The sequence below is a fragment of the Caproiciproducens lactatisolvens genome (assembly GCF_052443335.1).
Lineage (GTDB): Bacteria > Bacillota > Clostridia > Oscillospirales > Acutalibacteraceae > Caproiciproducens.
Window position 1 is genome coordinate 2,985,099 of record NZ_CP195750.1, and the last position, 24,596, is coordinate 3,009,694.

Sequence of the window (24,596 nt, forward strand, 5' to 3'; positions counted from 1 at the left end):
AAAAAGCATCATAAATTTATGCAAAATTGCGTCGTACACAAGGATTACTTTTGGATATAATCCTTAATATACAGATTTGCACAATTTCCGGTCAGCAGCCCAAAAACCGGCACCTTATGGGGTAATTTTATTCCTTCGGCTTCATCGTCGGGAACAGAAGCACGTCGCGGATGGACGCGCTGTCGGTCAGGAGCATGACCAGGCGGTCGATGCCCATACCCATCCCGCCGGTCGGCGGCATGCCGTACTCCAGAGCGGTCAGGAAGTCTTCGTCGATCATATTGGCTTCTTCGTCGCCCGCGGCGCGCAGCTCCATCTGGCGCATAAAACGGCCGCGCTGGTCGATCGGGTCGTTCAGCTCGGAGTAGGCGTTCGCCAGCTCACGGCGGGTAATAAACAGCTCAAACCGCTCCACCAGCTCCGGGCAGTCCTGTTTACGCTTGGTCAGCGGAGAGACCTCCACCGGATAATCATAGATGAAGGTCGGCTGCAAGAGATGCTCCTCTACCTTTTCCTCAAACGCCAGCGACATGATATCGCCCCATTTGTCGGTGCCCTTGGTTACAAGCCCCAGCTCCTTCGCGACCGCTTTCGCCTTTTCGGTGTCGCCCTTGAAGGAGAGAAAATCTATTCCCGCGTATTCCTTGATCGCGTCGTTCATGGAGAGGCGCTTGAACGGCAGGCCCAGACTGACGTCCTCGCCCTGATAGGTGATCTGATCGGACCCGCACGCCTTCACGGCGCACTCGTGGATCATATTCTCGGTAATTTCCATCATCCCGCGGTAATCCGTGTACGCTTCGTAAAGCTCGATGGTGGTAAATTCCGGGTTGTGTTTGACATCCATTCCCTCGTTGCGGAAAATGCGGCCGATTTCGTAGACGCGCTCCATCCCGCCGACGATCAGCCTTTTCAGATGCAGCTCCGTCGCGATCCTTAAGTACATATCGATGTCCAGCGTATTGTGATGCGTAATAAACGGCCGTGCGGCGGCGCCGCCCGCAATGTTGCTGAGCACGGGCGTCTCCACCTCGATATAGGCTTTTTCATCCAGAAAGCTGCGGATGGTCCTCATGATTTCACTGCGCTTGATAAAGGTATCCTTTACCTCGGGGTTGACGATCAGGTCAAGGTAGCGCTGGCGGTAGCGCAGATCGGTATCCTTCAGCCCGTGGAATTTTTCCGGCATGGGCAGCAGCGATTTGGAGAGCAGCCTGATTTCTTTGGCGTGAACGGAAATTTCTCCCCTGCGGGTTTTGAAAACATATCCCTTTACGCTGACAATGTCGCCCAGGTCCCAGTAGCTTTTCAGGTCGCTATAGCTTTCCTCGCCCACCTGGTCGATTTTCAGATAAACCTGTATCCTGCCGGTGCGGTCGTGGATATCCAGAAAACTCGCCTTGCCCATGTCGCGCCAGCTCATCATGCGGCCGGCGATGCATACGTCGCTGTTTTCCAGCTTTTCAAAGGACTGGCGGATTTCCTGCGCGGTCGTATCCCGCGGGCAGACCGTAATGGCAAACGGGTCCCTGCCGGCCTGCTGAAGCGCGGTCAGCTTATCCCTGCGGATCTGCAGCAGTTCGCTGATATCCTGCTCCGGCTGGCAGGTTTCCTTCGTCTCATTGATCGTTTCGCTCATTTGTAACTCTCCTAAATCATAGATTCACTCCCGCTGAAAAACGTTATTTGGAGATGGTAAGAACCTCGTATTCCATCGTTCCGGCGGGAACCTCAATTTCAATTTTATCCCCGATGCCGTGTCCCAGAAGGGATTTCCCGACCAGCGATTCGTCGGAAATGTTTCCGTTCACCGGGTCGACCTCGTTCGAGCCGACGATTTTATAGTTGGCGACGCCGCTGTTTCCGGTCGAGGGGTTCGTTACCCTTACCTCCACCTTGGAGCCGATATGGATATTCTCATTGCTGAGCTCGTCTTCGTCGATCACCTTGACGTTTTTCAGCATGACCTCAATATCCGCAATGCGGGCCTCCACGATCGCCTGATCGTTTTTCGCCTCGTCATATTCGCTGTTTTCAGACAAGTCGCCGAAGGAAAGGGCGATCTTGATTTTCTCCGCCACTTCCTTGCGTTTGACGCTTTTCAGCTCTTCCAGCTCGTTTTCAAGCTTTTCAAGGCCTTCTTTTGTCAGGATTACCTGTTTAACCATATATAAACCACCTTTTCAATGCAATTTTCTTGCAGTTTTTCCACAGCGTTTTCCCACACAATGGCAGAATAATTTCATGTTCCTCCCCCGCTTTCGGCGGGGGAGGAACACTTTCACCTGTCACTGTAAACAGGATTGCTGATTTTTTCTATAATAAATACATTATAGTGATACCGTACCGTTCTGTCAATAAAATCCGCCCCGGCGGGCGGATTTTCCAGAAAAACAGGGATATGCAAACGCATATCCCCAAGACCGCTTCAGTCCGTCGCGGCTCCGCTTTCCACCGGTACCTCCGCAGCGGCGCCGGGGGCCTGGGAAACATTCGCTCCCTGCCGGATCAGCGCGGAAACCGCGGCCTGCAGCTGCGCGTCCTGCTCGCCCGCCAGCTGATTTTTCGCCAGCAGCTCGCGCTGGGCGTCGGTGAGCTCTTTGCTGACATCCGCGTCAATGCCCTTGCCGTTAAAGACATTGCCGTTCAGGGTCAGATAATTTGCCACGGAAAGGATAATCGCCGACCCGTCGGAAAGCGGCATCACTTCATCCTTTGTGCCGAAGCCCGCGGTCTTTTCCCCGACCAGCAGTCCTTTTTTATAGTCCTTGATATCGGACGCGAAAATTTCCGCCGCGCCAAAGGTGTTCCGGTCGACAATCACCGAAATGGGCAGGCTGACCTCGTTTGCGTTGGAGGTGTGCTCCACGGTGACCTTTCCTGCCTTGTTCCTGTAGCTGACCGTATTGCCCGCGGGCAGGAGGGTGTCCAGCATTGCTGCCATCCCGCCCACGCTTCCGCCGGAATTGCTTCTGAGGTCGACGACAACGCCCGCCGCGCCTTCCTTGATGCGCTGGGCGAGCAGCGTGTTGAACTGCTCCGCGTTGTTATCGGTAAATTCGCTGATTTTCAGATAGGCCACGTTGCCGTTGATCATGGAGGAAGTGATCGTCCGCTCGGTATACTCCGCGCGGGTCACGGTAATGCTGAGCTTTTCGGTTTTCGCCTCCGTCCCGCCGGAAGCCCCGGCGTCCTCCGTCCTGCGCAGGATGCCGAACTTCACCTTGGAACCGGAAACACCGTCCAGCTTGTTGAGCGCGTCGCCGTAGGTGATGCGCACGATCTCCTTATCATCCATGCTGACAATGGTGTCGCCCTTTTTGATCCCGCTTTTTTCGGCGGGCGAATTCGGCATGACCTCAATGACTTCCATATTGCCGTCGTTGTCGCGGGCGGTCTTGATGCCCACGCCGATATTCTTTCCGCTGTTTCCGCTGACATACGCCTTATATTTCTCCGCCGACAAATATTTTGCCTGGGAATCCCCCAACCCGGCCACGTATCCGGCGCAGATGCCGTCGTTCAAAGCGGTTTCGTCCACCGCTCCGATGTAGTCCTGCCTTGCCTTCTGGTCGATCTCGCTCAGCTTGGTATACATCGCCTGGCGCGCGTTGACATCCGCGACCTTGGTGTTGAAGTTCTTCATCGCGTAAACGTAGGTGAGGGAAACCGTAATGGAGGCCGTAACGGCAACAAGGGCAACCGCCGCGCCCCAGGTCAGCTTTCTGCTCATATCGAATCAATCATTCCTTATTCTGGATTTTCCTTCCGCCTATCTGCTGAACCAGTTCAGCGGATTCTTTGCCACGCCGTTCACGCGGATTTCAAAATGAAGATGCGCTCCCTGCGAATCTCCGGTGTTGCCGACATAGGCGATCACCTGCCCTTTTTTCACCGTCTGCCCTTTGCTGACCGCCACGCTGCTGCAATGGCCGTACAGGGTGGAGTACCCGCCGCCGTGGTCGATCGCCACCACGTTGCCGTACCCGCCGTAGCCGGTGCCGTAATTGCCCCAGCCCGCCATCATCACCTTGCCCGAATCGGCCGCGACAATCGGCTTGCCGTAGACGCCCGCGGAGGAAATGTCAATTCCCTTGTGCAGGCTGCCCCACCGGTAGCCGTAGCCGCTGGTAATATTGGTAACGCCCGGCAGAGGCCAGCCAAAGTTGCCCTTGCTCACGTACCCGCCGCTGCCGCCGGTTCCCTTCTGGGAAGCGTAATAATCCTTATACCACTGGTCGATCGCGGCGTCCGCCTTCTTGCGCTGTTCGGCAAGCTTTGCGTTTTCCTGATTGGCGCTCGATTCGTTCTGGGAAATCTCCGCAATGACCGCTTTTGTTTCATTGACCAGCGAAGTGAGCTCGCCCTGCTTTGTGTCGAGCGCCACCCTCGCTTCGGCAACGCTTTTGCGGTTGGTCTCAATCTCCGATTTCTGCGCCTTAATGCTGTCCATATCGGACTTCAGCGTATTGATCAAATTGGTGTCATGCGTGGTAATGGCCTGAATCGCCTCCGTTTTATCCGCAAGGTCCACCACGTTTTTGGCGCTGAGGATAATTTCAAGGTTGGACGCCTCGCCCGTCAAATAGAGCGCGCGCAGCCTTTGCTTGAGCTGTTCGTAGTTCGCGTCGATATTTTTCTGTTTATCGGCGATCTGCGATTCCTTTTGGGAAATGTCCGCGTCCAGAGCATTGATCTGCTGATTCAAAACGTCGATCTGGCTCTGCACGGTGCTTGCCTGCGTGTCCAGCGCCGCTTTATACTGCTGCTTCTGGGCCTTGTCCGCTTTCAGCGTCTTCAGCCTGGCGGCAACCTCCGCCTGTTTTTTCTTCAGATCGGCCTGCTCCTTCTGCAGCTGGCTCAGGCTTTTGGCGGCGGACGCCGGCATGGCGGCCTGAGGAGCAAAAATCATCGCCAGCGCCAGAACGACGGCGAGCATTCCTTTGACCCATTTTCTACCAGCCAACGATCTCCCCTCCTTCCTTCTTCAGATATTTGCTGATGGAAATCACTCCGCCCACCGCGCCGAACAGCATTCCGGCCAGAATAAACGCCAGGGTAATGCTCCACGCGAGGGGCTGTATGTCAACGGGAGAAAACATCATAATGGATGTAATGGAGGTAATCATTTTATTGTAGAGCAAAAGCAGGATCAGGCTGGAAATCAGCCCCGAAAGGACTCCGATGATCATGCCCTCCACAATAAACGGGACGCGTATAAACCAGTTCGTCGCGCCGACGGACTTCATAATGCTGATCTCCACCCGCCGCGAAAACATGGTGACCCGGATGGTATTGGAAATAATGAACAGGGAAACCAGGCTGAGCAGCAGGATGATCCAGAAGCCCACCATGGTGATCATCCGGTCCAGATTCGTCAGCTTCTGCGCCACGTCCGAATAATCGTTGATGCTCGCGACGCCGGAAATCTTCTGAATCTGCGCCGCGGTTTCCTGATACTTGGAAAGGTCCTTGAACGAAACCTTGAAAGCGTCCGGCAGCGGGTTTTCCTTCCCGGTCATGCCCTGCAGCATGGTGCCGTCCTTATCGCCCAAAATATCCATATACTGCTGGATGGCGTCGTCCTTCGGCACGAATTCACAGGTTTCAATATTATCGAGCTTTTTGATTTCCTCCCCGACCTTGATGGCGGAAAGCGTGGGCAGGTCCTGCGTCATATAGACCCTGACGGAATTGCTGCCCTCCAGCGTTTTCATAGCGGAATCGATATTATAGGAAAAAAGCACCGCCGCGCCCGTCAGCAGCAGGCACGAGATCAGCACGCCGACGGAAGCAAAGCTCATGGTGCGGTTGTTCCAGATATTCTTGATACCCTCTTTCATCAGGTACCCCAGTCCGTTAATCCTCATGGCGCGCCTCCTTCTGCGAAGCGGTGTCCGCCACGATGCTTCCGCCGTGGATTTCCACCACTCTGCGGTGGAAGTGCTTGACCAGCGAATGCTCGTGCGTCACCATCAGGATGGTGGTGCCGCGGCGGTTGATTTCGTTGAGCAGGTCCACAATTTCAAAGGAAAGGGCGGGGTCAATGTTGCCCGTGGGCTCGTCCGCGATAATCAGCTTGGGATTGTTGATCAGCGCCCGCGCAAGCCCGACCCTCTGCTGCTCCCCGCCGGAAAGCTCCGCCGGATGGCACATCGCCTTGTTCTGAAGATCGACAAGGCTCAGGATATACGGGACCCGCTTGCGGATTTCCCTGTTGGTCGCGCCGACGATGTGCATGGCGAACGCCACATTGTCGAACACCGTCATATTGTCGATCAGCCGGAAATCCTGAAAGACGATCCCCATCGTCCGGCGCATATACGGCACGTCCCGCTTTCTCAGCGTGGAAAGCCTTCTGCCGTTGACGGTGATCTCGCCCTCGCTGGCTTTCTCCTCACACATAATCAGCTTGAGGAAGGTGCTCTTCCCCGCACCGGAAGAGCCGACAATAAAGACAAACTCGCCCTTGTCCACTTTCAGGTTCACGTCCTTGAGCGCTTTTGTCCCATTGGAATATGTTTTGCTTACATTCTGAAATTCTATCAATGTAATCGCTCCATCAAATTCATTCATACTGATCTTTCATTGAGTCAATGAAAGATCAGGACAAGGATTCGTTTCCCACAAAATTCACCATAAAAAGCCAAAAAAACCAAAACCCATTGGCATGTTTACATAATACCAATGGGCGACGGATTTATTATCCTCTAATAGAATTAAATTGTAATAAATCTGTAATATTTCTGATTTCTTTTTTCATTTCCCTGTCAGAATTTAACTGGGTTGGAAGAAAGATACTTCTTGACCATCAGAGCGACCTTGAAAACAATGGCGTCTTCAAACTCGCGCAGATCCAGACCGGTGATCTTCTTGATCTTTTCCAGCCTGTAAACCAGCGTATTCCGGTGGACAAACAGCTTGCGGGAGGTTTCGGAAACGTTCAGGTTGTTTTCAAAAAAGCGCTGAATGGTGAACAGGGTCTCGTGGTCCAGCGATTCGATCGAGCCGCGCTTGAAGACTTCTTTCAGGAACATGTCGCACAGCGTCGTCGGCAGCTGGTAAATCAGACGGGCAATCCCGAGGTTGTCGTAGCTGACGATCGGCTTCTCCGTGTCGAACACCTTGCCGACCTCCAGCGCGACCTGGGCTTCCTTGAAGGAGCGGGCCAGATCCTTGATTCCGGTCACCGTGGTGCCGATCCCGACCACACAGTGGGTGTAGAACTCGCTGGAAAGGGTGTCCACAATGGAACTTGCCAGTTTTTCCAGATCCTTCGGCTCAATGCCGGCGCGGATTTCCTTGACCAGCGCGATATCGTTTTCGTTAATATTAATGATAAAGTCCTTGTTTTTATCCGGGAAAAGATTCTGTACCACATCGTAAGCCGAAATATCGGACTTGTTCGTAATTTTAATCAGCATACACACGCGGTTCACATCAGCGTTAAAGCGGAGCTCCCGGGCTTTCAAATAGATATCGCCGGGCAGGATATTATCCAGAATCACATTCTTGATAAAGTTGCTGCGGTCGTATTTTTCATCGTAATACTGCTTGATGCTGCTCAGTGAAACAGCCAGCAGGGAAGCGTAGCGGCCGGCCTCCGGATCGCTGCCGGAAACAAAAACGGCGTATTCCGGCCTTGGGCGGCTGCCGAACGACTTAAAAGTATAGCCGTTGACCACAAAAGTTCCCGGCGTCGCCAGAACCTCGGCGGTAATGCTGTCGTTCACTTCGCCGATACGGCCAAGCTCACTGCAAGCTATGATAACCGAGGTCTCATCGATTACACCGATCGTACGGTCGATTGCGTCACGCATTTGGTGGATAACTCCCTGAAATAATCTATTTGACATAGCTCTCCCTCACTTTATATAACTTGTGGAATCTGCTGAAATATTATAGTATGCTACATACATTTTACATAAATTCAACGCATTTTTCAACTATGTATTGAACATAAAATAAAAAAATATCATTTTCAGGAGAAATTTGGGGATAAAATCCCCTTTTTTACCATAATTTATTTCTTTGTCGGCGGAAAAATATTTTTATTTTTCTGTATAAAAATAAAGGGCCGTGTGAACACGGCCCCGGGAATGTCGGAAAACTGTCGGACGGCGAAAAATTGCAGGAAGACGGTCAGGGGAAAACCGCCTTCCGTGAGGGAAACCCGTCAGTTCAGAATCGTCTTTTCCGTATCTTTATCAAACAGATGCATTTTCCGGAGGTTAAAGGCGATCTCGATGATGTCGCCCGTCTTGGCGGTGGAGGTCGGCTCCACCCTGGCCGTAATGTCGCTGTTCTCGCAGTTCAGGTACAGATAGGTTTCCGCGCCCATCAGCTCGGTTACCTCCACCCCGGCCTTTACGATGCCATCCGTCGCCTTTGCGAGGAAGTCCGGCTCGTCGTGCACGTCTTCGGGGCGGATGCCGAACACAACCGTTTTGCCCGCGTAATCCTTCAGCACGCCGTCCTTGTCCTTCCCTTCGGGAACGGCAACGCTGTACCTGCCGAATTTCAGGAAGAAGCGGCCGTCCCTGTTTTCGACCTCCGCGTCGATAAAGTTCATCTGCGGGGAACCCATAAAGCCGGCCACAAACTCGTTTACCGGATAATCGTACAGGTTCTGCGGCGTGTCGACCTGCTGGATAAAGCCGTCCTTCATCACCACGATGCGGTCGCCCATGGTCATGGCCTCGGTCTGATCGTGCGTTACATAAATGAAGGTGGTGCCCAGCCTTTTGTGCAGCTTGGAAATTTCCGTCCTCATCTGCGCGCGCAGCTTGGCGTCCAGATTGGAAAGAGGTTCGTCCAGGAGGAAAACCTTCGGGTCGCGGACAATGGCGCGCCCGAGGGCGACGCGCTGGCGCTGGCCGCCGGACAGGGCCTTCGGCTTTCTGTCGAGCAGATGGGAGATGTCCAGAATCTTGGCGGCCTCTTCCACGCGGCGCTTGATTTCTTCCTTCGCCACCTTGCGGATCTTCAGGCCGAAAGCCATATTGTCAAAAACCGTCATATGGGGATAAAGCGCGTAGTTCTGGAACACCATTGCGATGTCGCGGTCCTTCGGCGCAATATCGTTCGCAAGCGTCTCCCCGATATACAGCTCGCCCTTGCTGATTTCCTCCAGTCCCGCGATCATCCGCAGGGTAGTGGATTTTCCGCAGCCGGACGGACCGACCAGAATAATGAATTCCTTGTCCGCGATTTCCAGATTGAAATCCGTAACCGCGGTCACGCCTCCTTCGTAGACCTTGTAAATATGCTTTAATGTAACGTTTGCCATCATAATCCTCCTGAATCTCATACTGTTCGTCTCAACGGTTCCCACAGCGTTTCCATTTCCATTGGGGAAAAAACCAATCGGCACTTTGGGGAAATAATGGATCGCTGTAAATCAAACCGTTTCTCATTTCGTGAATTCATGATAACAGATGCGACCGGGGATTAACAGCCGTTTTTTATCCAAACTTTGCGTTTTGGAATTATGAAAATCTGATAAAACACAAAAACAGGTCCCGAATTTAGTGTATATTGGATAGCGAAGATTGGCTGAAAATGGCGGATCTCTCCCGCTTGTCCAGCTCCCGCGCGGCTCCCGGAGCCAGCTTTTCATCCAGCTTCAGCCCGCCGATCTGTACCCGCTTCAGCTTCAGCACCTCGTTGCCGCGCGCCAGAAACATCCGCTTCACCTGGTGGAACTTCCCCTCGCGGATTTGTACGCGGACAAGCGGGCGTTCCCCGTCCTCCAGAACCTCCAGCCGCGCCGGCAGGCACGTCCTGTCTTTCAGCTCCACCCCGTTTTCAAACGCGGCGACGTCCTCCGGGACGACCGGGCGGGCAAGAACCGCCTCATAGAGCTTGTACACATGGCTTTTCGGCGCGAGCATCCGGTGGGCGAACGCTCCGTCGTCGGTAATGATGAGCAGCCCTTCCGTGTCCCTGTCCAGCCGACCCGCGGGGAAAAGCCCGCGCCGCCTCTGCTCCGGCGGCAGCAGGTCCACCACGGTCCGCGCCCGCGTATCCCGGGACGCGGAGAGCACGCCGGCGGGCTTGTTCATCATCAGATAAAGGAACTCCCGGAAATTCAGGGGTTCCCCGTTCACCGTCACTTCGTCGGACTGCGTGTCCACCTTATAGTCGGCTTTTCTGACCACGCTGCCGTTCACCGCAACAACGCCGCGGCGAATCATCGCCCCGGCGTCCCTGCGGCTGCCCAGGTTCTGCGAAGCCAGTATTTTGTCGAGCCGTTCCATGCTCATTTGCTCATCCTCCGTGTTTTCACTGTCCCTTTCGTTTAAACGATTGCGGCGCGCCGGTCAATGAGGAACCTGGCCCCGCCCGTTCAGTCCGTGGGCCAGGCGTTCGCCGGGATTTCAGAAGCGGCGGAAGCCGTGTTGGGGTCCGCCGAGGCCGCGTTCGGGTCACCGGAAGCCGCGTTGGGATTCTCCTGGATCGGCTCCCCGTAATCGTTGCTGCTCTTCTCCCCGGAAAAACCGGTCATAAAGCCGTCCAGCTGGACGGTGCTCAGGTCGCCCCCGATCACCCGGTTGTCGTAAACAAGAAGGGTGGCCCTTACATCGGTCGCCTGCGGATAGTTTGTGACCGCATAGATCCACTGCTTGCAGGTTTTCCCCGCGTAGGGGGTCAGGTCAAGCCCCTGCTCTTTCTGGATATTGTTATATTGGAGATAGACGTCGTCGAACTGCGCCGGAATCGCCACGTCCTTCACTTCAATCGGTTCGGTGTTTACCTGCCAGCCAAACTGTTTCAAAAAGGAAACGCGCTGGTCGTTCGAGCCTGCGGTAAGGGTATACTTTTTCCCGCCGGCCGAAGCAACCGGTCCGGAATGAAACAGCTTCGTCACGACGATCGCCGCGGTCACCACCAGTAAAATTGCCGCCAGCCCGATCAGTATCTTTTTTCTGCCGGCCTTAATTGAAAAAATAAACATATTCCCGCCCCCTTGTATAAAGATAAATATGCGGGGAGACGGGAAAAAATGCAAAAACAGCCTCCGTTTCCGGCGGCTGTCTGCATTTGTTATTCTTGCGCTTCCGCGGCTTTCGCTTCCTCAATCACCTTCTGGGCCACCTGCGGCGGCGCCTCCTCATAACGGCAGAAATCAAAGGTGAACGACCCCCTGCCCTGGGTGGACTGGCGCACGAAGGTGGTAAAATCGTGCATCTCCGCCATGGGCACCTCGGCTTCCACGACCTGCCTGCCGTTCTCCGCCGGGTTCATCCCCAGCACGCGGCCGCGGCGCTTGTTGACCTCGCCCATCACATCGCCCATGTTGGCGTCCGGCACCGTGCATTTCAGCGTGCCGATCGGCTCCAGCAGCACGGGGTTCGCAATCGGCATACCCGCTTTGTAAGCGAGGTTCGCCGCCATTTTGAAGGACATTTCGGAGGAATCCACCGGATGGTACGAGCCGTCGTACAGCGTCGCCTTTAACCCGACCACCGGGTATCCGGCGAGCGGCCCTTTCACAATGGACTCGCGCAGCCCCTTTTCCACCGCGGGGAAAAAGTTTTTCGGCACCGCGCCGCCCACGACGCGTTCGCCGAACTCGAGGCCCTCGCTGTCGCAGGGCTCAAATTCGACCCAGATATCGCCGAACTGCCCGTGTCCGCCGGTCTGCTTCTTGTACCGGCCCTGCACCTGCACCTTCTTGCGGATGGTTTCGCGGTAAGGCACGCGCGGCTTCTGCAGCGTGACCTCCACGCCGAATTTATTCCTCAATTTGGAAATGATGATATCGAGATGCTGCTCGCCCATGCCGGACAGCACCATCTGATGCGTTTCCGCGTTGGTTGTGAATTTTATGGTGGGATCTTCGTCCACCAGACGGAAAATACCCTGTGCGACCTTATCCTCTTCGCCCTTATTCTTCGGCACCACCGCCATGGAAAGCGTGGCGTTCGGGTAAGTGATCCCCTCCAGCGTGACCTTTCTTGCCGGAGAACAGAGCGTGTCGCCCGTGCTGACGCCCTGCAGCTTCAGGACCGCGCCGATATCGCCCGCGCCGATGCAGGGGGCGTCCTCCTGCTTCTTGCCGCGCATCATGACCGTCTTGCCGATGCGCTCCACGTTTCCCGTGCGCATATTGATCAGCTGGGAATCCGTCGCCACTTTCCCGGAGACCACCTTCAGGTAGGACAGCTTGCCGATAAACGGGTCGGCGATGGTCTTGAACACAATCGCGGCGGCCGCGGCGTCGTCATTGACCGAAAGCTCCACCGGGTTGCCGTCCACATCCGAGCCGATTTCCCCGCTTTTGTCCTCCGCGGAAGGCGCCAGCCAGGTCAGGCCGTCCAAAAACTGCTCCATCCCTCTCATCAGCAGCGCATCCCCGCAGAACACCGGGCTGATCGCGCCGGATTTCACGCCCTTGCTGACGCCTACGATCACTTCCTCCGGCGTAAACTGCTCGCCGGAAAAATATTTCTCAAACATTTCGTCGCTGGTCTCCGCTACCGCCTCGTAAATCGCGGTGCGCAGCCCTTCCAGCCTGGTTCCCATGTCCGGCATCTTCACTTCCACCGGTTTGCCGTTCTGGTAATCATAGGCCTTGTATTCCAGCATGTTGATGTATATGTTCGCCTTGCCGTCCTCAATAAACGGAACCACAACGGGGCAGACGGACGGGCCGAAGCCGGCCTTCAAATCCTCAAACACCTTGTAGAAGCGCGCGCTTTCGTCGCACAGGCCGTTGACAAAGAAGATTTTCGCAAGGCCGCGCCTGTTCGCCGCTTCCACCGCCTTTTCCGTGCCCACGGACACGCCGCTTTTGCCGGAGACGGCGACCAGGACGGAATCCGCCGCGCGGACCGCCTCGCACATGCCGCCCTCAAAATCGAAAAGGCCCGGAGCATCTATCAGATTGATTTTATGATTCTTCCATTCCAAAGGGGCCACCGCAGTCGTCACGGTGATTTTTCTCTTGATCTCTTCGGGGTCAAAGTCGCAGACGGTGCTTCCTTCGCCGACCTTGCCAAAACGGTCGGTGGCGCCGGACAGATACAGCATAGCCTCCGCGATGCTGGTTTTCCCGGCGCCGCTGTGTCCCGCAATTGCAATGTTGAGAATATTCTTTGCATGATACTGTTTCATATAGATACTCCTTTCAGGGATTGATTGTTACAACCATACAATTGTGCAACCAAATTTACGATAATTATAGCTTGTTTTTACAATGATTACAATCCCAAATTGTTAAAATTTCAGATTTTCACGCAAGAATCTGCCCCGGAAAGCGCCTTTGCCGCCGTTTGCGGCCAAAACGGGCGTTTTTCGGCCGCAAACGTAAAAAAGCCCGTCCGGAAACCGGACGGACCTTTTTACATGGAAACGAACTATTTTATGCTTTGCCCGCGCAGCCCAGAACGGTGGTGATCTTATGCTCTACCATGTCCTTGATTGCCGTGCGTGCGGGAGCAAGGTACTGTCTCGGGTCAAAATGGCTCGGATTTTCCGCGAAATATTTGCGGATGCTCGCCGTCATGGCAAGGCGCAGGTCGGAGTCCACGTTGATTTTGCAGACCGCCATCTTCGCGGCCTCGCGGAGCATTTCCTCCGGAATGCCGATGGCGTCCGGCATCTGTCCGCCGTACCGGTTGATCTGCTGTACGAACTCGGGAATGACGGAGGAAGCGCCGTGCAGCACGATCGGGAAGCCCGGCAGGCGGTCGGCGACCTCCTGCAGAATATCCAGGCGGAGCTTCGGCTTCTGGCCCGGCTTGAACTTATAAGCGCCGTGGCTTGTCCCGATCGCGATCGCAAGGGAATCCACTCCGGTGCGCCTGACAAAGTCCTGCACCTCGTCCGGGTCGGTGAACTGGGCCTTGTCGTCCTCCACCTTTACGTCGTCTTCCACGCCGGCCAGCTTGCCCAGCTCGGCTTCGACGGTCACGTTGTATTTGTGCGCGTATTCCGCTACCTTGCGGGCTTCCTCCACGTTTTCCTCGTAGGGCTTGGAGGAGCCGTCGTACATCACGGAGGTAAATCCGCCGTCAATGCAGTCCTTGCACAGCTCATAGGAAGAACCGTGGTCAAGGTGCAGGGCAATCGGGATATCGGGGTTTTCGATCACGGCCGCTTCGACCAGCTTTGTCAGATAGGTGTGGTTCGCATATTTGCGCGCGCCCGCGGAAACCTGAAGAATGACCGGTGCTTTCAGCTCCTGGCAGGCCTCGGTAATACCCTGAACAATTTCCATGTTGTTGACGTTGAACGCGCCGACGGCGTATCCCCCGGCGTATGCTTTTTTGAACATTTCTACTGTATTGACTAATGGCATGGTAATTACCTCCCAATGTATGATAAGACTATTATATCCCAAAAAAAGGGAAAGGGAAAGATTAAATTTTAACAACCCGCAAAATCCCTTCGAACCGGACGTTCCGGCGTCAGGCGTCCTTTTCAAACAGCGCCGGATTGCTGCGGCTGTAATGAAAGATGTACTGCTGGGCGATCCCGGCGTAGCGGCCGAAGCTTTCCGGCTCCCTGCCGGGAAACAGCACCCGCATCGCGCGCTTCATCCACACATCCATCGGAAACGCCTCCAGCCGGTGCAGCCCGTACAGCAGGGTGCAGTCCGCCACCTTCGGCCCCACTCCGTGAATCGTCATCAGGCGTTCGCGGGCTTCGGGGAGCGGCGCGGTTTTGAGCGCTTCCAGGTCGACTTCTCCCTGCGCCACCTTGCGCGCGGCGCTCAGAATGTATTTCGCGCGGAACCCGCAGCGGATTTCCGCAAGCTCTTCCTCCCGCAGGCACGCGATTTTTTCGGCTTTCGGAAAGGCGAAAAAGCCCTCCCCGATCTTTTCGCCGAAGCCGGCGCAGAACCGTGCCACGATTCCCTTGATTCTCGGGATATTGTTGTTCTGGGAAAAGATGAAGGAGCACAGCGCCTCCCACGGCTCCTGATTCAGGATCCGCATGCCGGGCGCGAATTTGGCCGCCCGGGCCAGCGCGGCGTCGCCTGCCGCCAGGTCTTCCCGGATTTTCCCGTAGTCGAGCGGCAGATCGAAATAATTCCGCCAGAAGGGGTCCCGCAGCGCCTGTTCCCGGTTTTCTTCAGAAATATTTAAAATCCTGCCGGAGGCGACGCCCGTGTAGGAGCCGTCCTTCTGCTTTTCCCAGCGGAAGCACTGCCCGCAGTCCAGCGTCTGCTCCAGGTCGAGGCTGTCTGTTTTCTTCCCCGTAGGTCCGTCCTCCCTTCCAAAGCGTTACGCGGAAAAGCCTTTCGTCGCGGGAGTGTCGAAAGACTTTTCCGGAAAAAGAAAATCCACTTGATCGTCTTCATGCGTCGCAAAATGATTATAGCACAGTTAGGTAAAGGTTAGAATACTGATTGTTTTTAAAGTTTTCAATAGTGGGTTGACATAATTATGTATACATTTTCCTATTCACAATCGGGAAAGCGGGGTGGTCTCCACACTTATTAACATTTTCAACCGAGTTTTCAACAGAGAATCGCGAGTATTCCACGACGTTATGTAAACTTTTGCAAATACTGTGTGTATAAATGGCTCCACGCCTGGAAAAAAGCGGCGCATATTTTAGTTACTCTCTGGATAAAAGCCGAAAAGGCGGCGGCTTGTCCTAAATTCTTTGGCGCTTCAAAACGGGATTCCATAGGGATTTTTTGCCTCTGCAAAAACTATATTCAGCAAATTGCACAAAATACAGAATTCAAGTTATTAAAATTTGGCATCATTTCCGTGTGCCAAATCTGTTTTTGTTTCTCTTGAGAAAGTATGGCGCTCCGGCTTATAATCATAGCAGAAATATTTCGGAACTATTTGTTGAAAGGCGGAGTAAAAATGAAAGAAAAAGTTCAAAGCTTCGGAAGATTCCTAAGCGGCATGGTCATGCCGAACATCGGGGCCTTCATTGCTTGGGGCCTTATCACCGCAATGTTTATCGCCACCGGCTGGACGCCGAATGAAAAGCTTGCGGCGATGGTGGACCCGATGCTGAAGTATCTGCTCCCGCTCCTGATCGGCTACACGGGCGGCCGTATGGTCGGCGGACAAAGAGGTGCCGTTGTCGGTGCCATCGCCTCGATCGGCGTGATCATCGGCGCGGACATCCCGATGTTCCTCGGCGTCATGATTATGGGTCCTCTGGGCGGCTATTGCATCAAGCAGTTTGACAAAGCGATCCAGGGCAAGGTCAAAGCGGGCTTTGAAATGCTCGTCGACAACTTCTCGGCCGGCATCATCGGCGGCATCCTCGCGATCATCGCGTTCCTGCTGATCAACCCGCTGTGCGTGGCCCTGACCAACGGCATGGCCGCCGGCGTTGATTTCTTTGTAAAGGCGGGCCTGCTGCCGCTGGCGCAGATCTTCATCGAGCCCGCGAAGGTCCTGTTCCTCAACAACGCGATCAACCACGGTATCCTGACCCCGCTCGGGATTGAGCAGGCAGGCCAGGCCGGCAAATCCATCTTCTTTATGCTCGAAGCAAACCCGGGCCCCGGCCTTGGGCTGCTGCTTGCGTACTGCATCGCCGGAAAGGGCACGGCGAAGAGCTCCGCTCCCGGCGCCGTGATCATCCATTTCCTCGGCGGTATCCACGAAATCTACTTCCCCTATGTCATGATGAACCCGATCCTGATCCTTGCGGTCATCGCCGGCGGCATCACCGGTTCCTTTGTTGAGGGAATCCTCGGCGCGGGCCTGGTCGCGGCCGCTTCCCCCGGAAGCATCATCGCTTTCCTGCTGATGACCCCGAAGGGCGGCTTCTTTGGAACCATTCTCGGCGTGGCATGCGCCGCGGCAGTCAGCTTCGCGCTTTCGTTCGTACTTTTGAAGGCAACGGCGAAGGACGAAGACAACCTTGACGAAGCCAAAGACAAGGTAAAGGCAATGAAGGCCGGAAAATCCGGAAAAGCCGCACCCGCTCTGCGTAAAGTCAACGTAAGCAAAATCGTCTTCGCGTGTGACGCAGGCATGGGCTCCAGCGCAATGGGCGCAACCGTTCTCAGTAAAAAGCTGAGGGAAGCCGGTCTGGACATTCAGGTTCTCCATTCCTCGATCGAAGACATTCCGCGCGACGTTCAGATCGTCGTCACCCATCACGAGCTGATGGAAAGAGTGAAGAAAGCCGTTCCGAACGCGCAGCTCGTAACCATCACCAACTTTATGGCGGCACCGGAGTATGACGAGCTGGTCAATCAGCTGAACGGCCTCGCTTCGGCAATATAGCAAAGAAAACCGGGTTCAATCCGTACATAAACACGGTATACGAAGCGCGCAAAAAATAGTACCATTGGGTATCAGGAGGGGTTACAAATGACTTTTACACCGCGTTTAAATCATTTGTTCCGTATTTTACTGAAAAATACGGAGCCCGTTTCTGTAAGCGAGCTTGCTTCCCTGCTGAACACCAGCAAGCGGACGCTTTTCCGCGATATGGAAAACGTGGACTCCCAGCTTCGCGCCTTTCACCTGAAAATCAACGCAAAGTCAGGGGTGGGGATCCGGCTGGAAGGAAGCGAACAGGACAGGGAAAAACTTGCCCAGGCGCTTCTCAGTGAAGAGGAACCGGAACCCATGGACAAGGAATCCAGAAGGAAACGCCTGATTCTGGAGATCCTGAAAAATCAAAGCGTACAGAAGCTTTACTATTACTCAAATTTGTTCAAGGTCAGCGAAGGGACCATCAGCAATGACATGGACGTCATTGCTGGCTGGTTCCGGGAAAACGATTTGGATCTGTCCCGGCGGCAGGGATACGGTGTTGCTTTGGAAGGCACCGAGGAAGCCTACCGCCGGGCGCTTTCCCAATTTATTTATGAAAATATCGGCCGGGAGGAATACTGGGAGGCATCTTCCGGTACAACCGGAAAACCGGCTGAGCAAATAGACGTTTATCCCCTGTTGGATGCCAAAATTTTCAATCAGGTAATCTCCGCGCTGAAAACGATTCCAAGCAGGAAGCTGGAACGGTTCACGGAATCCTCCCGCTTCAGGCTGGTCATCTATCTTTCCATCGCGGCAGAAAGAATTATCAGGCAGAAAACAATCTCCATGGAACCGGAAACCATCGAAAAACTGAAAGCGACTGAGGACTATGTGCTCGCCGACACCATCGCGGATATGCTGGAGGATTCTTTCCAGTTCAAAATCTGCGACGAGGAAAGGGCATATATCTGTATTCATATCAAAAGCGCAAAACAAAAATATATTGACCAAAATCCGGACGACGATTTCTTTATCGACCATTATGACCTGATCCGCATGATTTACCGGATGATCGAGCGGTTCGACCCGGACATGGCTCAGGAGCTGAAAACGGATGAGGTCCTGCTGAGCGGGCTGATCGTCCACCTGGACCCCACCCTGATCCGGCTCAAGCACAACATGGCCATCCAGAACAATATGCTGGACCAGATCCGCGCCATGTATCCGGATATCTTTGAGAAAAGCAAAAATGCCGCGCAGGTCATCTGGGAAAGCTACGGCTTTGCCGTGCCCGACGCGGAAACAGGCTACCTTGCCACCCATTTCGGGGCGGCTGTCATCCGCCTGAAAGAAAGAAAGCTCCGGCGCAAGGTCGTCGCCATCGGCGTTGTCTGCGCAAGCGGAATCGGAATTTCCTATCTGATGTCCTCCCGCATCAAAAACACGTTCAGGGCGGATGTTCTGGTAAAGACATACGCACAGGAGGATCTGGCCGAAGGGACCCCGTCGGATATCGATATCCTTGTCTCCTCCTTCCCCCTCAGGGATGTTCCGTACCCGTATCTGCTGGTCAGCCCCCTGCCTACGGATGAGGATCTGGAAAAGATCCGCGAAGAGATCAACCGCTGTGCCTATGTGGAAACGGGTCAGCTCCCGCCTGAAACGAAGAACGGGAGCTCCTCCGGCCACCTGCACAAAACGTGGGATATGGCGGAAAACATCCAGTCCGTGCTTTCCCGGTTCGGGATTTCGTACACGGATGAGAATACCAGTTTCGCGGAGCTTGTCAGTCAGGCAAGCCAGCGCTTCGGCGACAGCGACACAAACCGCAGACTGATTTTCAACGATCTCCTCGCCAGGGAGAAAATCAGTTCCCAGGTGGTTGCCAGCTATCAGTTCGCCCTGCTTCACGCAAGGACCGGCGGCGTGAGCAAGCCGGTGTTTTCCGTGATCCTGCCCAACCATCCTCCCTTCTGCAGCGAATATCTAAAGAGCGCCGTACTGGCGGTCGTCATGCTCATCCCCACGGGCTCCGGCGGTAAGGAGAACAGCCAGATGATGGGAAAGCTCAGCAGCGCGCTGATTGAAGACGAAGATTTTCTGAACGCGCTCAAATCCGGGGACCGGGACGTTTCCTACGCAAAAATACAGGAGATCCTGGAGGGCTACTTTGCACAGAAAATCAAAGAGCTCTACCTGTGAAACCGTCCATTCAAAGAAGGTGGTACACACATTATGTTTTTTAAGAAAAGCACAAAAAAGCCGGAGCTTCTGATGAAGCGGAACATTATCCTGAACTGCAGCGCCGAAAACAAAGAGGAAGCCATCCGGCGCGCGGGAGAGCTGCTGGTTGAAAGCGGCTATGTCGCAAAGCCCTACGTCGACGGCATGCTCGCGAGAGAGAAAAAGCTCTCCACCTGTATCGGCAACAGCATTGCCATCCCCCACGGAGAAAGCGAAGTGAAAAAGGAAATCGCGTCCTCCGGGCTGGTGGTCCTGGTGTATCCGGGCGGGATTCCCTGGGACGGCGAAACCGTCTACCTTGTGGTGGGCATCGCCGCGGTCGGAGACGAGCATCTGGAAATTTTAAGGAATATTGTTGAGAAGCTGGATACGCCGGAGAAGGTGGAAGCCCTTGTAAAAGGCGGGGACGCCGATCAGATTTACCGTTTATTCAGCGGCGATTGAATTTTGGCTCCCGGCCGCACGGGCCGGAGAAAGGAATCACTATGAAGACGAAAGCAGTCAGAATGTATGGAGCAGACGATTTGCGGCTCGAGGAATTCGAGCTGCCGGAAATAAAGGACGATGAAATACTGGTCAAGGTTGTCAGCGACAGTATCTGCATGTCCACCTATAAGCTAATAAAGCAGGGGAAAAAGCATAAGCGCGCCCCTCAGAATATTGACACGAATCCCGTGATCGTCGGGCATGAATTTGCCGGCGACATTGTAAAGGTAGGGGCAAAGTGGCAGCATGAATTCACCCCGGGCGAAAAATTCGCCCAACAGCCCGCCCTGAATTACAAGGGGAGCCTCAATTCCCCCGGCTATTCCTATGAATTTTTCGGCGGGGACTGCACCTACTGCATCATCCCGCACGAGGTGATGGAACTGGGATGCCTGCTGCACTACCACGGCCCCAGCTACTTTGAGGCCTCGCTCGGCGAGCCGATGTCCTGTATCATCGGCGGCTTCCATTCCAACTACCACACCAATAAGCGCAATTACGACCACGCCTCCGGCGTCAAAGAAAACGGCGCGCTTCTGATCATGGGCGGCGCGGGCCCCATGGGCCTCGGCGCGGTGGAATACGCCATCTGCCTTGAGAAAAAGCCCCGCCTGGTCGTTGTGACCGACGTCAGCGAGGACCGCATCGCGCGCGCGGAAAAAGTGGTCCCGGTTTCCAAGGCCGCCGCGCAGGGCGTAACGCTGAAATACGTCAATCCAAACAAGCTTGAAGACCAGTACGAAGGCCTGAAAGCGCTGACCGGCGGCAAGGGCTACGACGACATCCTCGTCATGGCGCCCATCCGTCCCCTGGTAGAGCAGGCGGACAGCCTGCTTGCCTTTGACGGCTGCCTCAATTTCTTCGCCGGCCCGACGGACAACAAGTTTTCCGCCAATATCAATATGTATAATACGCATTACATAAGCACCCACATCATGGGCTCCACCGGCGGCAACACCGACGACCTTGTGGAAGCGCTCGACCTGTCCGCCGCCGGAACCATCAATCCGTCGGTGATGGTCACCCATGTGGGCGGGCTGGACTGCGTCGCCGACGCAACCGAAAACCTGCCCTCCATCCCCGGCGGCAAAAAGCTGATTTATACCCATATCAACCTGCCGCTGACAGCCATCGACGATTTCCGCGCCTTGGGCGAAAAGGATGAGCTGTTCAAAAAGCTGGCGGACAGCTGCGAAAAGCACAGCGGCCTGTGGAACAGCGAAGCGGAACAAATTCTGTTTGCGCATTACGGGCTGAACGGCTGAAAACTGATCAACAGAACTGCGGGGGTACACACCATTGATTTATACCGTAACATTTAATCCCGCGCTCGATTACATCACGGATGTCCCGGATTTCCGCGAGGGCGAAATCAACCGGAGCAGCGGTGAAAAAATCCTGAGCGGCGGAAAGGGAATCAACGTTTCCATTGTGCTGAAAAACCTTGGGATCGACAGCACGGCGCTCGGCTTCATCGCCGGATTTACCGGGGATGAAATCGAGCGGGGCGTACGGTCCTTCGGCTGCAGCACCGATTTCATCCGGCTGGACGGCGGACTGTCCCGTATCAACCTGAAAATCCGCTCCAGACGCGAAACGGCGGTAAACGGCGGCGGCCCGCCCATCCCCCCGGAAAAAGTCGGCGAACTGTTTTTGCAGCTCGGCTCCCTTTCCGACGGAGATATCCTCGTTCTCGCGGGCAGCATTCCTTCCTCCCTGCCGGCCGGCACCTATGAGACCATCATGGAACGGCTGCAGGAAAAAAAGATCCGCATTGTGGTGGACGCCACCGGACAGCTTCTCCTGAATGTCCTGAAATTCCGGCCGTTTCTGATCAAGCCCAACCGGGAGGAACTCGAAGAGCTGAGCGGACGGGCGCTGAAAGGCGAAAAAGAAATCATCCTGGCCTGCAGGGACCTTCAGGCGCTGGGCGCGTGCAACATCCTTGTGTCGCTGGGCGGCGACGGCGCAATCCTTGTCAGCGAAACAGGCGGCGTTTACCAGAGCGCGGCCCCGCAGGGCAGGGTCGTCAACACCGTCGGCGCGGGGGATTCCATGGTGGCCGGCTTCCTGGCGGGATACCTGGCAAACAGGAGCCTTCTCGAAGCCTTCCATACCGGGATCGCCGCCGGAAGCGCCAGCGCATTTTCCGAAAACCTTGCGACCGGAAAAGAAGTTTCCGCTCTGCTTAAAACAATAAAGGGGTGAAAAAAGATGAAAGAGTTCCGCTATGTCATTCAGGATAAGGAAGGGATCCATGCCAGACCCGCCGGCCTTTTGGTTCTGGAAGCACAGAAGCACGCCTCGGAAGTCACCATCGGCAAAAGCGGGAAAAAGGGAAATGCAAAAAAACTGTTTTCCGTTATGAGCCTTGCGGCCAAAAAGGGCGAAGAGGTTACGGTTACGGTGGAAGGCTCCGACGAGGAGCAGACAGTCAGGGATATTCAGGCCTTTTTTAAGGCAAATTTATAAGATTACAAGTTTTCATGATGATATCTCCATCTCACGCACAATTCCTTCCATCTGGAGAGACCGGCTCCAATGCTTCCGCATTGGAGCCGGTCTCTTGCTCTATTCCTTCGTATCCGCAATTTTGCCGCCGCACAGAACGACCTTGCGGTCCTGTATCCTGTAGGTTCCGTCCCTGACATAGGTAAGGGTGGGCACCTGCAGATAATGCTCCCAGCCGCGCCCCGCAAGCTCGGTCTTTACAACGCCGTACCGGTTCCCCCTGGCCTCGATCACCTCGCCCCCGCCGACATAAACGCCGATGTGGCCGCTCCTGTGGACCGCCAGCCCCGGGGTATCCGGCATCGCGGAAATATCGCCCCTGACTTCGGCCGACTCGAAAAGGCCGTCCGCCGTACAGTCCGGCAAAGCGTCCGGCCGCTTTGCGGAGATTTCCCCCGTCGACTCGTCCAGCCAGCAGTACGCCTTGATCAGCCCGCTGCAGTCGAAGCCCGGCCTTCCCCCAAAATTCAGGTAGATGGCGTTGATCTGTTCCCCGGTCAGGTCCGCCCGGTCCACCCCGTCGAACCGCCGCTGCTGTTTTTGCAGAAAGGGCATCCGGATCGTCTGGCCGACCGCCCCGTAAACGTAGCCGCTTTTGCAGGCCAGCGCGTTCCAGGCGAAATTGGCAAGGCCGATATTGTTTTTCAGTCCGTCCCCGCTTTTCAGGTTTTTTTGCAGCAAAGACACGGAATCGACATACCCGGGCGTCAGCTCCGTACTCATGCCGGCAATGGACTTTCTCTGCGCGCCGTCGACCGAAAGGCCGAATTCCAGCTCGATCCTCTCAAAAATCCCGTCCGTATCCTCAAGGGGTACGGGCGTATCCTTTTCCTCTTTATAGAAGCATTTTACAAGGCGTTCCCTCACATCGCTTTTGTCCGGATACCGGCTGTTGTCAAACAGGGTGATGTAGACGGCGTACAGCAGCCTCGTGTTGATCTGTTCCCCCTGCGGGGTACGCAGAAGCACCTGTGAAACCAGGGGCTTGAAATCCTCCGACACCGTTTCCAGCGCGTATTCCCTCAGGCTTTCCTTCCGCCCGGCGCAGCTTTTTACAACGGAAACAATCAGAAGAAGCACCAGCAGCAGGATGCCGGCGGCTGCCCAAAACCGTTTTTTTATGAAAATTCGCGGAATACTATGTCTTATGACGATCATGATTGCCGTACCTCCTGAATCTTTCCTATGCACAGACGGTGAAAAGTATGAGCACACCGGAAAAGTTTTGAAGTTCCGCTCATTGACGGGCATGTCCATATCTGCTAAAATAGAAAATGTATAGTTAATTTGAAATTCAAAGTAGGCGGAGAAAATCCGCCCTTTCCCGGACTCCGGGCGAATTTTGGAAGATTGTGCCATATTTTATAAAAACAGGGAGTAAAAATAGATGAACGAAGAAAAAAAGCAGCGCGGCGACGACATTATTGCGGGAAGGAACGCCGTGAGCGAAGCCATGCGCAGCGGGCGCAGCATCGACAGCCTTTATATTGTCCGCGGGGCGCACACCGGCAGCCTGAGCGCGCTGATCGCCAAGGCAAAGGAGAAAGGGATCGCCATTAAGGAAGCGGACGGCAAAAAGCTGGATTTCCTGTGCGGCAACGCCAATCATCAGGGCGTGGTCGCCGTGGCGGCGGTCAGGGAATACGCGACCGTCGACGATATTTTCCGGCTCGCCGAAGAGCGGAACGAGCCCCCGTTCATTATTGTGGCGGACGAGCTGGAGGACCCGCACAATCTGGGCGCGGTTCTGCGGGTGGCGGAATGCGCCGGCGCGCACGGCGTCATCATTCCCAAGCGGCGCGCGGCGGGTCTGACCTACGCGGTCGGAAAGGCCAGCGCGGGCGCGGTGGAATACGTCCCGGTGGCGAGGGTGACGAACATCACCGCCGCCATCGACGAGCTGAAAAAGCGCGGCGTCTGGATTTACGCCGCCGATATGGACGGAGAGCCCTGGTGCGGCGTGGATTATTCCGGCCCGGCCGCCGTTGTGATTGGCTCCGAGGGCGCGGGCGTCGGGCGGCTGGTAAAAGAAAAATGTGATTTTGTCATATCTTTGCCGATGAAGGGTAAAATAAATTCGCTTAATGCTTCGGTCGCCTGCGGCATCATTTGTTATGAAATTGTACGCCAGCGCAGTGGGATTAAGACAAAATAATACAG

The 24,596-nt window shown here is 55.0% G+C and carries 21 protein-coding genes and 1 pseudogene; 7 read left to right on the top strand and 15 right to left on the bottom strand.

Annotated elements, in window-relative coordinates; translation table 11 throughout:
• Positions 1-127: 127 nt before the first annotated feature.
• The 14 genes and pseudogenes from lysS to ACRQV7_RS14810 form a co-directional block, all read right to left on the bottom strand.
• The gene (gene lysS / locus ACRQV7_RS14745; protein ID WP_444658830.1) at positions 128-1,639 is read right to left on the bottom strand and encodes a lysine--tRNA ligase; all 1,512 of its coding nucleotides are present in this window, start codon (positions 1,637-1,639) and stop codon (positions 128-130) included.
• Positions 1,640-1,682: 43 nt separating this feature from the next.
• Entirely contained in the window at positions 1,683-2,168 is a 486-nt protein-coding gene (gene greA, locus ACRQV7_RS14750; RefSeq protein ID WP_275714351.1) for a transcription elongation factor GreA, read from the bottom strand.
• Between the two features lie 260 nt (positions 2,169-2,428).
• Positions 2,429-3,733 (bottom strand): S41 family peptidase, encoded by a 1,305-nt coding sequence (locus tag ACRQV7_RS14755; protein WP_444658831.1) that lies wholly within the window; start codon positions 3,731-3,733, stop codon positions 2,429-2,431.
• Between the two features lie 39 nt (positions 3,734-3,772).
• Positions 3,773-4,966, bottom strand: a complete 1,194-nt coding sequence (locus ACRQV7_RS14760) for a murein hydrolase activator EnvC family protein (protein WP_444658832.1) — start codon at positions 4,964-4,966, stop codon at positions 3,773-3,775.
• Positions 4,956-5,870 (bottom strand): permease-like cell division protein FtsX, encoded by a 915-nt coding sequence (ftsX, locus tag ACRQV7_RS14765; RefSeq protein ID WP_444658833.1) that lies wholly within the window; start codon positions 5,868-5,870, stop codon positions 4,956-4,958. The genes ACRQV7_RS14760 and ftsX overlap by 11 nt, the downstream gene beginning before the upstream one ends.
• On the bottom strand, positions 5,860-6,549 hold the full coding sequence (gene ftsE, locus ACRQV7_RS14770) for a cell division ATP-binding protein FtsE (protein ID WP_444660298.1): 690 nt from the start codon (positions 6,547-6,549) through the stop codon (positions 5,860-5,862). The genes ftsX and ftsE overlap by 11 nt, the downstream gene beginning before the upstream one ends.
• Before the next feature lie 221 nt (positions 6,550-6,770).
• Complete coding sequence (locus tag ACRQV7_RS14775) at positions 6,771-7,856, bottom strand: PucR family transcriptional regulator (protein ID WP_038326074.1); 1,086 nt, start codon at positions 7,854-7,856, stop codon at positions 6,771-6,773.
• Positions 7,857-8,176: 320 nt separating this feature from the next.
• Positions 8,177-9,289 (bottom strand): ABC transporter ATP-binding protein, encoded by a 1,113-nt coding sequence (locus ACRQV7_RS14780; RefSeq protein ID WP_444658834.1) that lies wholly within the window; start codon positions 9,287-9,289, stop codon positions 8,177-8,179.
• Between the two features lie 238 nt (positions 9,290-9,527).
• Complete coding sequence (locus tag ACRQV7_RS14785; RefSeq protein ID WP_444658835.1) at positions 9,528-10,265, bottom strand: pseudouridine synthase; 738 nt, start codon at positions 10,263-10,265, stop codon at positions 9,528-9,530.
• Between the two features lie 83 nt (positions 10,266-10,348).
• Positions 10,349-10,957: a DUF4830 domain-containing protein gene (locus tag ACRQV7_RS14790; RefSeq protein ID WP_444658836.1), complete on the bottom strand. Its 609-nt coding sequence runs from the start codon at positions 10,955-10,957 to the stop codon at positions 10,349-10,351.
• Positions 10,958-11,046: 89 nt separating this feature from the next.
• Positions 11,047-13,119 (bottom strand): elongation factor G, encoded by a 2,073-nt coding sequence (locus tag ACRQV7_RS14795; protein WP_444658837.1) that lies wholly within the window; start codon positions 13,117-13,119, stop codon positions 11,047-11,049.
• A gap of 247 nt (positions 13,120-13,366) precedes the next feature.
• Positions 13,367-14,305, bottom strand: coding sequence for a class II fructose-1,6-bisphosphate aldolase (gene fba, locus ACRQV7_RS14800; protein ID WP_444658838.1), 939 nt, complete (start codon positions 14,303-14,305; stop codon positions 13,367-13,369).
• 109 nt (positions 14,306-14,414) lie between these two features.
• Positions 14,415-14,945 carry a DNA-3-methyladenine glycosylase family protein gene (locus tag ACRQV7_RS14805; RefSeq protein WP_444658839.1) on the bottom strand — a complete coding sequence of 177 codons (531 nt, stop codon included), beginning with the start codon at positions 14,943-14,945 and terminating at the stop codon, positions 14,415-14,417.
• Positions 14,922-15,185, bottom strand: a pseudogene (locus tag ACRQV7_RS14810) (DNA glycosylase); the annotation flags it as partial. The pseudogene ACRQV7_RS14810 and the gene ACRQV7_RS14805, both read right to left, overlap by 24 nt.
• A 645-nt stretch (positions 15,186-15,830) precedes the next feature.
• Here ACRQV7_RS14810 and ACRQV7_RS14815 point away from each other — a divergent pair.
• The 6 genes from ACRQV7_RS14815 (at position 15,831) to ACRQV7_RS14840 (ending at position 22,397) form a co-directional block, all read left to right on the top strand.
• Positions 15,831-17,216: a PTS mannitol transporter subunit IICB gene (locus ACRQV7_RS14815; protein ID WP_444658840.1), complete on the top strand. Its 1,386-nt coding sequence runs from the start codon at positions 15,831-15,833 to the stop codon at positions 17,214-17,216.
• An 87-nt stretch (positions 17,217-17,303) separates the two neighbouring features.
• Positions 17,304-19,397, top strand: a complete 2,094-nt coding sequence (locus tag ACRQV7_RS14820) for a BglG family transcription antiterminator (protein ID WP_444658841.1) — start codon at positions 17,304-17,306, stop codon at positions 19,395-19,397.
• 33 nt (positions 19,398-19,430) lie between these two features.
• Positions 19,431-19,883, top strand: coding sequence for a PTS sugar transporter subunit IIA (locus tag ACRQV7_RS14825; RefSeq protein ID WP_444658842.1), 453 nt, complete (start codon positions 19,431-19,433; stop codon positions 19,881-19,883).
• A 41-nt stretch (positions 19,884-19,924) separates the two neighbouring features.
• A complete protein-coding gene (locus tag ACRQV7_RS14830; protein WP_444658843.1) occupies positions 19,925-21,190 on the top strand; it encodes a zinc-binding dehydrogenase in 1,266 nt (421 codons plus the stop codon).
• Positions 21,191-21,224: 34 nt separating this feature from the next.
• Entirely contained in the window at positions 21,225-22,133 is a 909-nt protein-coding gene (gene pfkB, locus ACRQV7_RS14835; protein WP_444658844.1) for a 1-phosphofructokinase, read from the top strand.
• Positions 22,134-22,139: 6 nt separating this feature from the next.
• Positions 22,140-22,397, top strand: coding sequence for an HPr family phosphocarrier protein (locus ACRQV7_RS14840; RefSeq protein ID WP_444658845.1), 258 nt, complete (start codon positions 22,140-22,142; stop codon positions 22,395-22,397).
• A gap of 99 nt (positions 22,398-22,496) precedes the next feature.
• Here ACRQV7_RS14840 and ACRQV7_RS14845 read toward each other — a convergent pair whose 3' ends face one another.
• Positions 22,497-23,594 carry a hypothetical protein gene (locus ACRQV7_RS14845; protein WP_444658846.1) on the bottom strand — a complete coding sequence of 366 codons (1,098 nt, stop codon included), beginning with the start codon at positions 23,592-23,594 and terminating at the stop codon, positions 22,497-22,499.
• A 229-nt stretch (positions 23,595-23,823) separates the two neighbouring features.
• On the opposite strand from ACRQV7_RS14845, the gene rlmB reads away from it, so the two are divergent.
• Positions 23,824-24,591: a 23S rRNA (guanosine(2251)-2'-O)-methyltransferase RlmB gene (gene rlmB / locus ACRQV7_RS14850; RefSeq protein ID WP_444658847.1), complete on the top strand. Its 768-nt coding sequence runs from the start codon at positions 23,824-23,826 to the stop codon at positions 24,589-24,591.
• The last annotated feature ends 5 nt before the right edge of the window (positions 24,592-24,596 follow it).

Bases quoted from the DNA above. Each gene is read 5' to 3' on its own strand.
- fba (WP_444658838.1), bottom strand. From the start codon at position 14,305: ATGCCATTAGTCAATACAGTAGAAATGTTCAAAAAAGCATACGCCGGG.
- rlmB (WP_444658847.1), top strand. From the start codon at position 23,824: ATGAACGAAGAAAAAAAGCAGCGCGGCGACGACATTATTGCGGGAAGG.
- lysS (WP_444658830.1), bottom strand. From the start codon at position 1,639: ATGAGCGAAACGATCAATGAGACGAAGGAAACCTGCCAGCCGGAGCAG.
- ACRQV7_RS14830 (WP_444658843.1), top strand. From the start codon at position 19,925: ATGAAGACGAAAGCAGTCAGAATGTATGGAGCAGACGATTTGCGGCTC.
- ftsX (WP_444658833.1), bottom strand. From the start codon at position 5,870: ATGAGGATTAACGGACTGGGGTACCTGATGAAAGAGGGTATCAAGAAT.
- ACRQV7_RS14775 (WP_038326074.1), bottom strand. From the start codon at position 7,856: ATGTCAAATAGATTATTTCAGGGAGTTATCCACCAAATGCGTGACGCA.
- ACRQV7_RS14780 (WP_444658834.1), bottom strand. From the start codon at position 9,289: ATGGCAAACGTTACATTAAAGCATATTTACAAGGTCTACGAAGGAGGC.
- ACRQV7_RS14795 (WP_444658837.1), bottom strand. From the start codon at position 13,119: ATGAAACAGTATCATGCAAAGAATATTCTCAACATTGCAATTGCGGGA.
- ACRQV7_RS14805 (WP_444658839.1), bottom strand. From the start codon at position 14,945: ATGCGGATCCTGAATCAGGAGCCGTGGGAGGCGCTGTGCTCCTTCATC.
- ACRQV7_RS14820 (WP_444658841.1), top strand. From the start codon at position 17,304: ATGACTTTTACACCGCGTTTAAATCATTTGTTCCGTATTTTACTGAAA.
- ACRQV7_RS14815 (WP_444658840.1), top strand. From the start codon at position 15,831: ATGAAAGAAAAAGTTCAAAGCTTCGGAAGATTCCTAAGCGGCATGGTC.
- ACRQV7_RS14790 (WP_444658836.1), bottom strand. From the start codon at position 10,957: ATGTTTATTTTTTCAATTAAGGCCGGCAGAAAAAAGATACTGATCGGG.
- ACRQV7_RS14845 (WP_444658846.1), bottom strand. From the start codon at position 23,594: ATGATCGTCATAAGACATAGTATTCCGCGAATTTTCATAAAAAAACGG.
- ACRQV7_RS14840 (WP_444658845.1), top strand. From the start codon at position 22,140: ATGAAAGAGTTCCGCTATGTCATTCAGGATAAGGAAGGGATCCATGCC.
- ACRQV7_RS14785 (WP_444658835.1), bottom strand. From the start codon at position 10,265: ATGAGCATGGAACGGCTCGACAAAATACTGGCTTCGCAGAACCTGGGC.
- greA (WP_275714351.1), bottom strand. From the start codon at position 2,168: ATGGTTAAACAGGTAATCCTGACAAAAGAAGGCCTTGAAAAGCTTGAA.
- ACRQV7_RS14755 (WP_444658831.1), bottom strand. From the start codon at position 3,733: ATGAGCAGAAAGCTGACCTGGGGCGCGGCGGTTGCCCTTGTTGCCGTT.
- ACRQV7_RS14825 (WP_444658842.1), top strand. From the start codon at position 19,431: ATGTTTTTTAAGAAAAGCACAAAAAAGCCGGAGCTTCTGATGAAGCGG.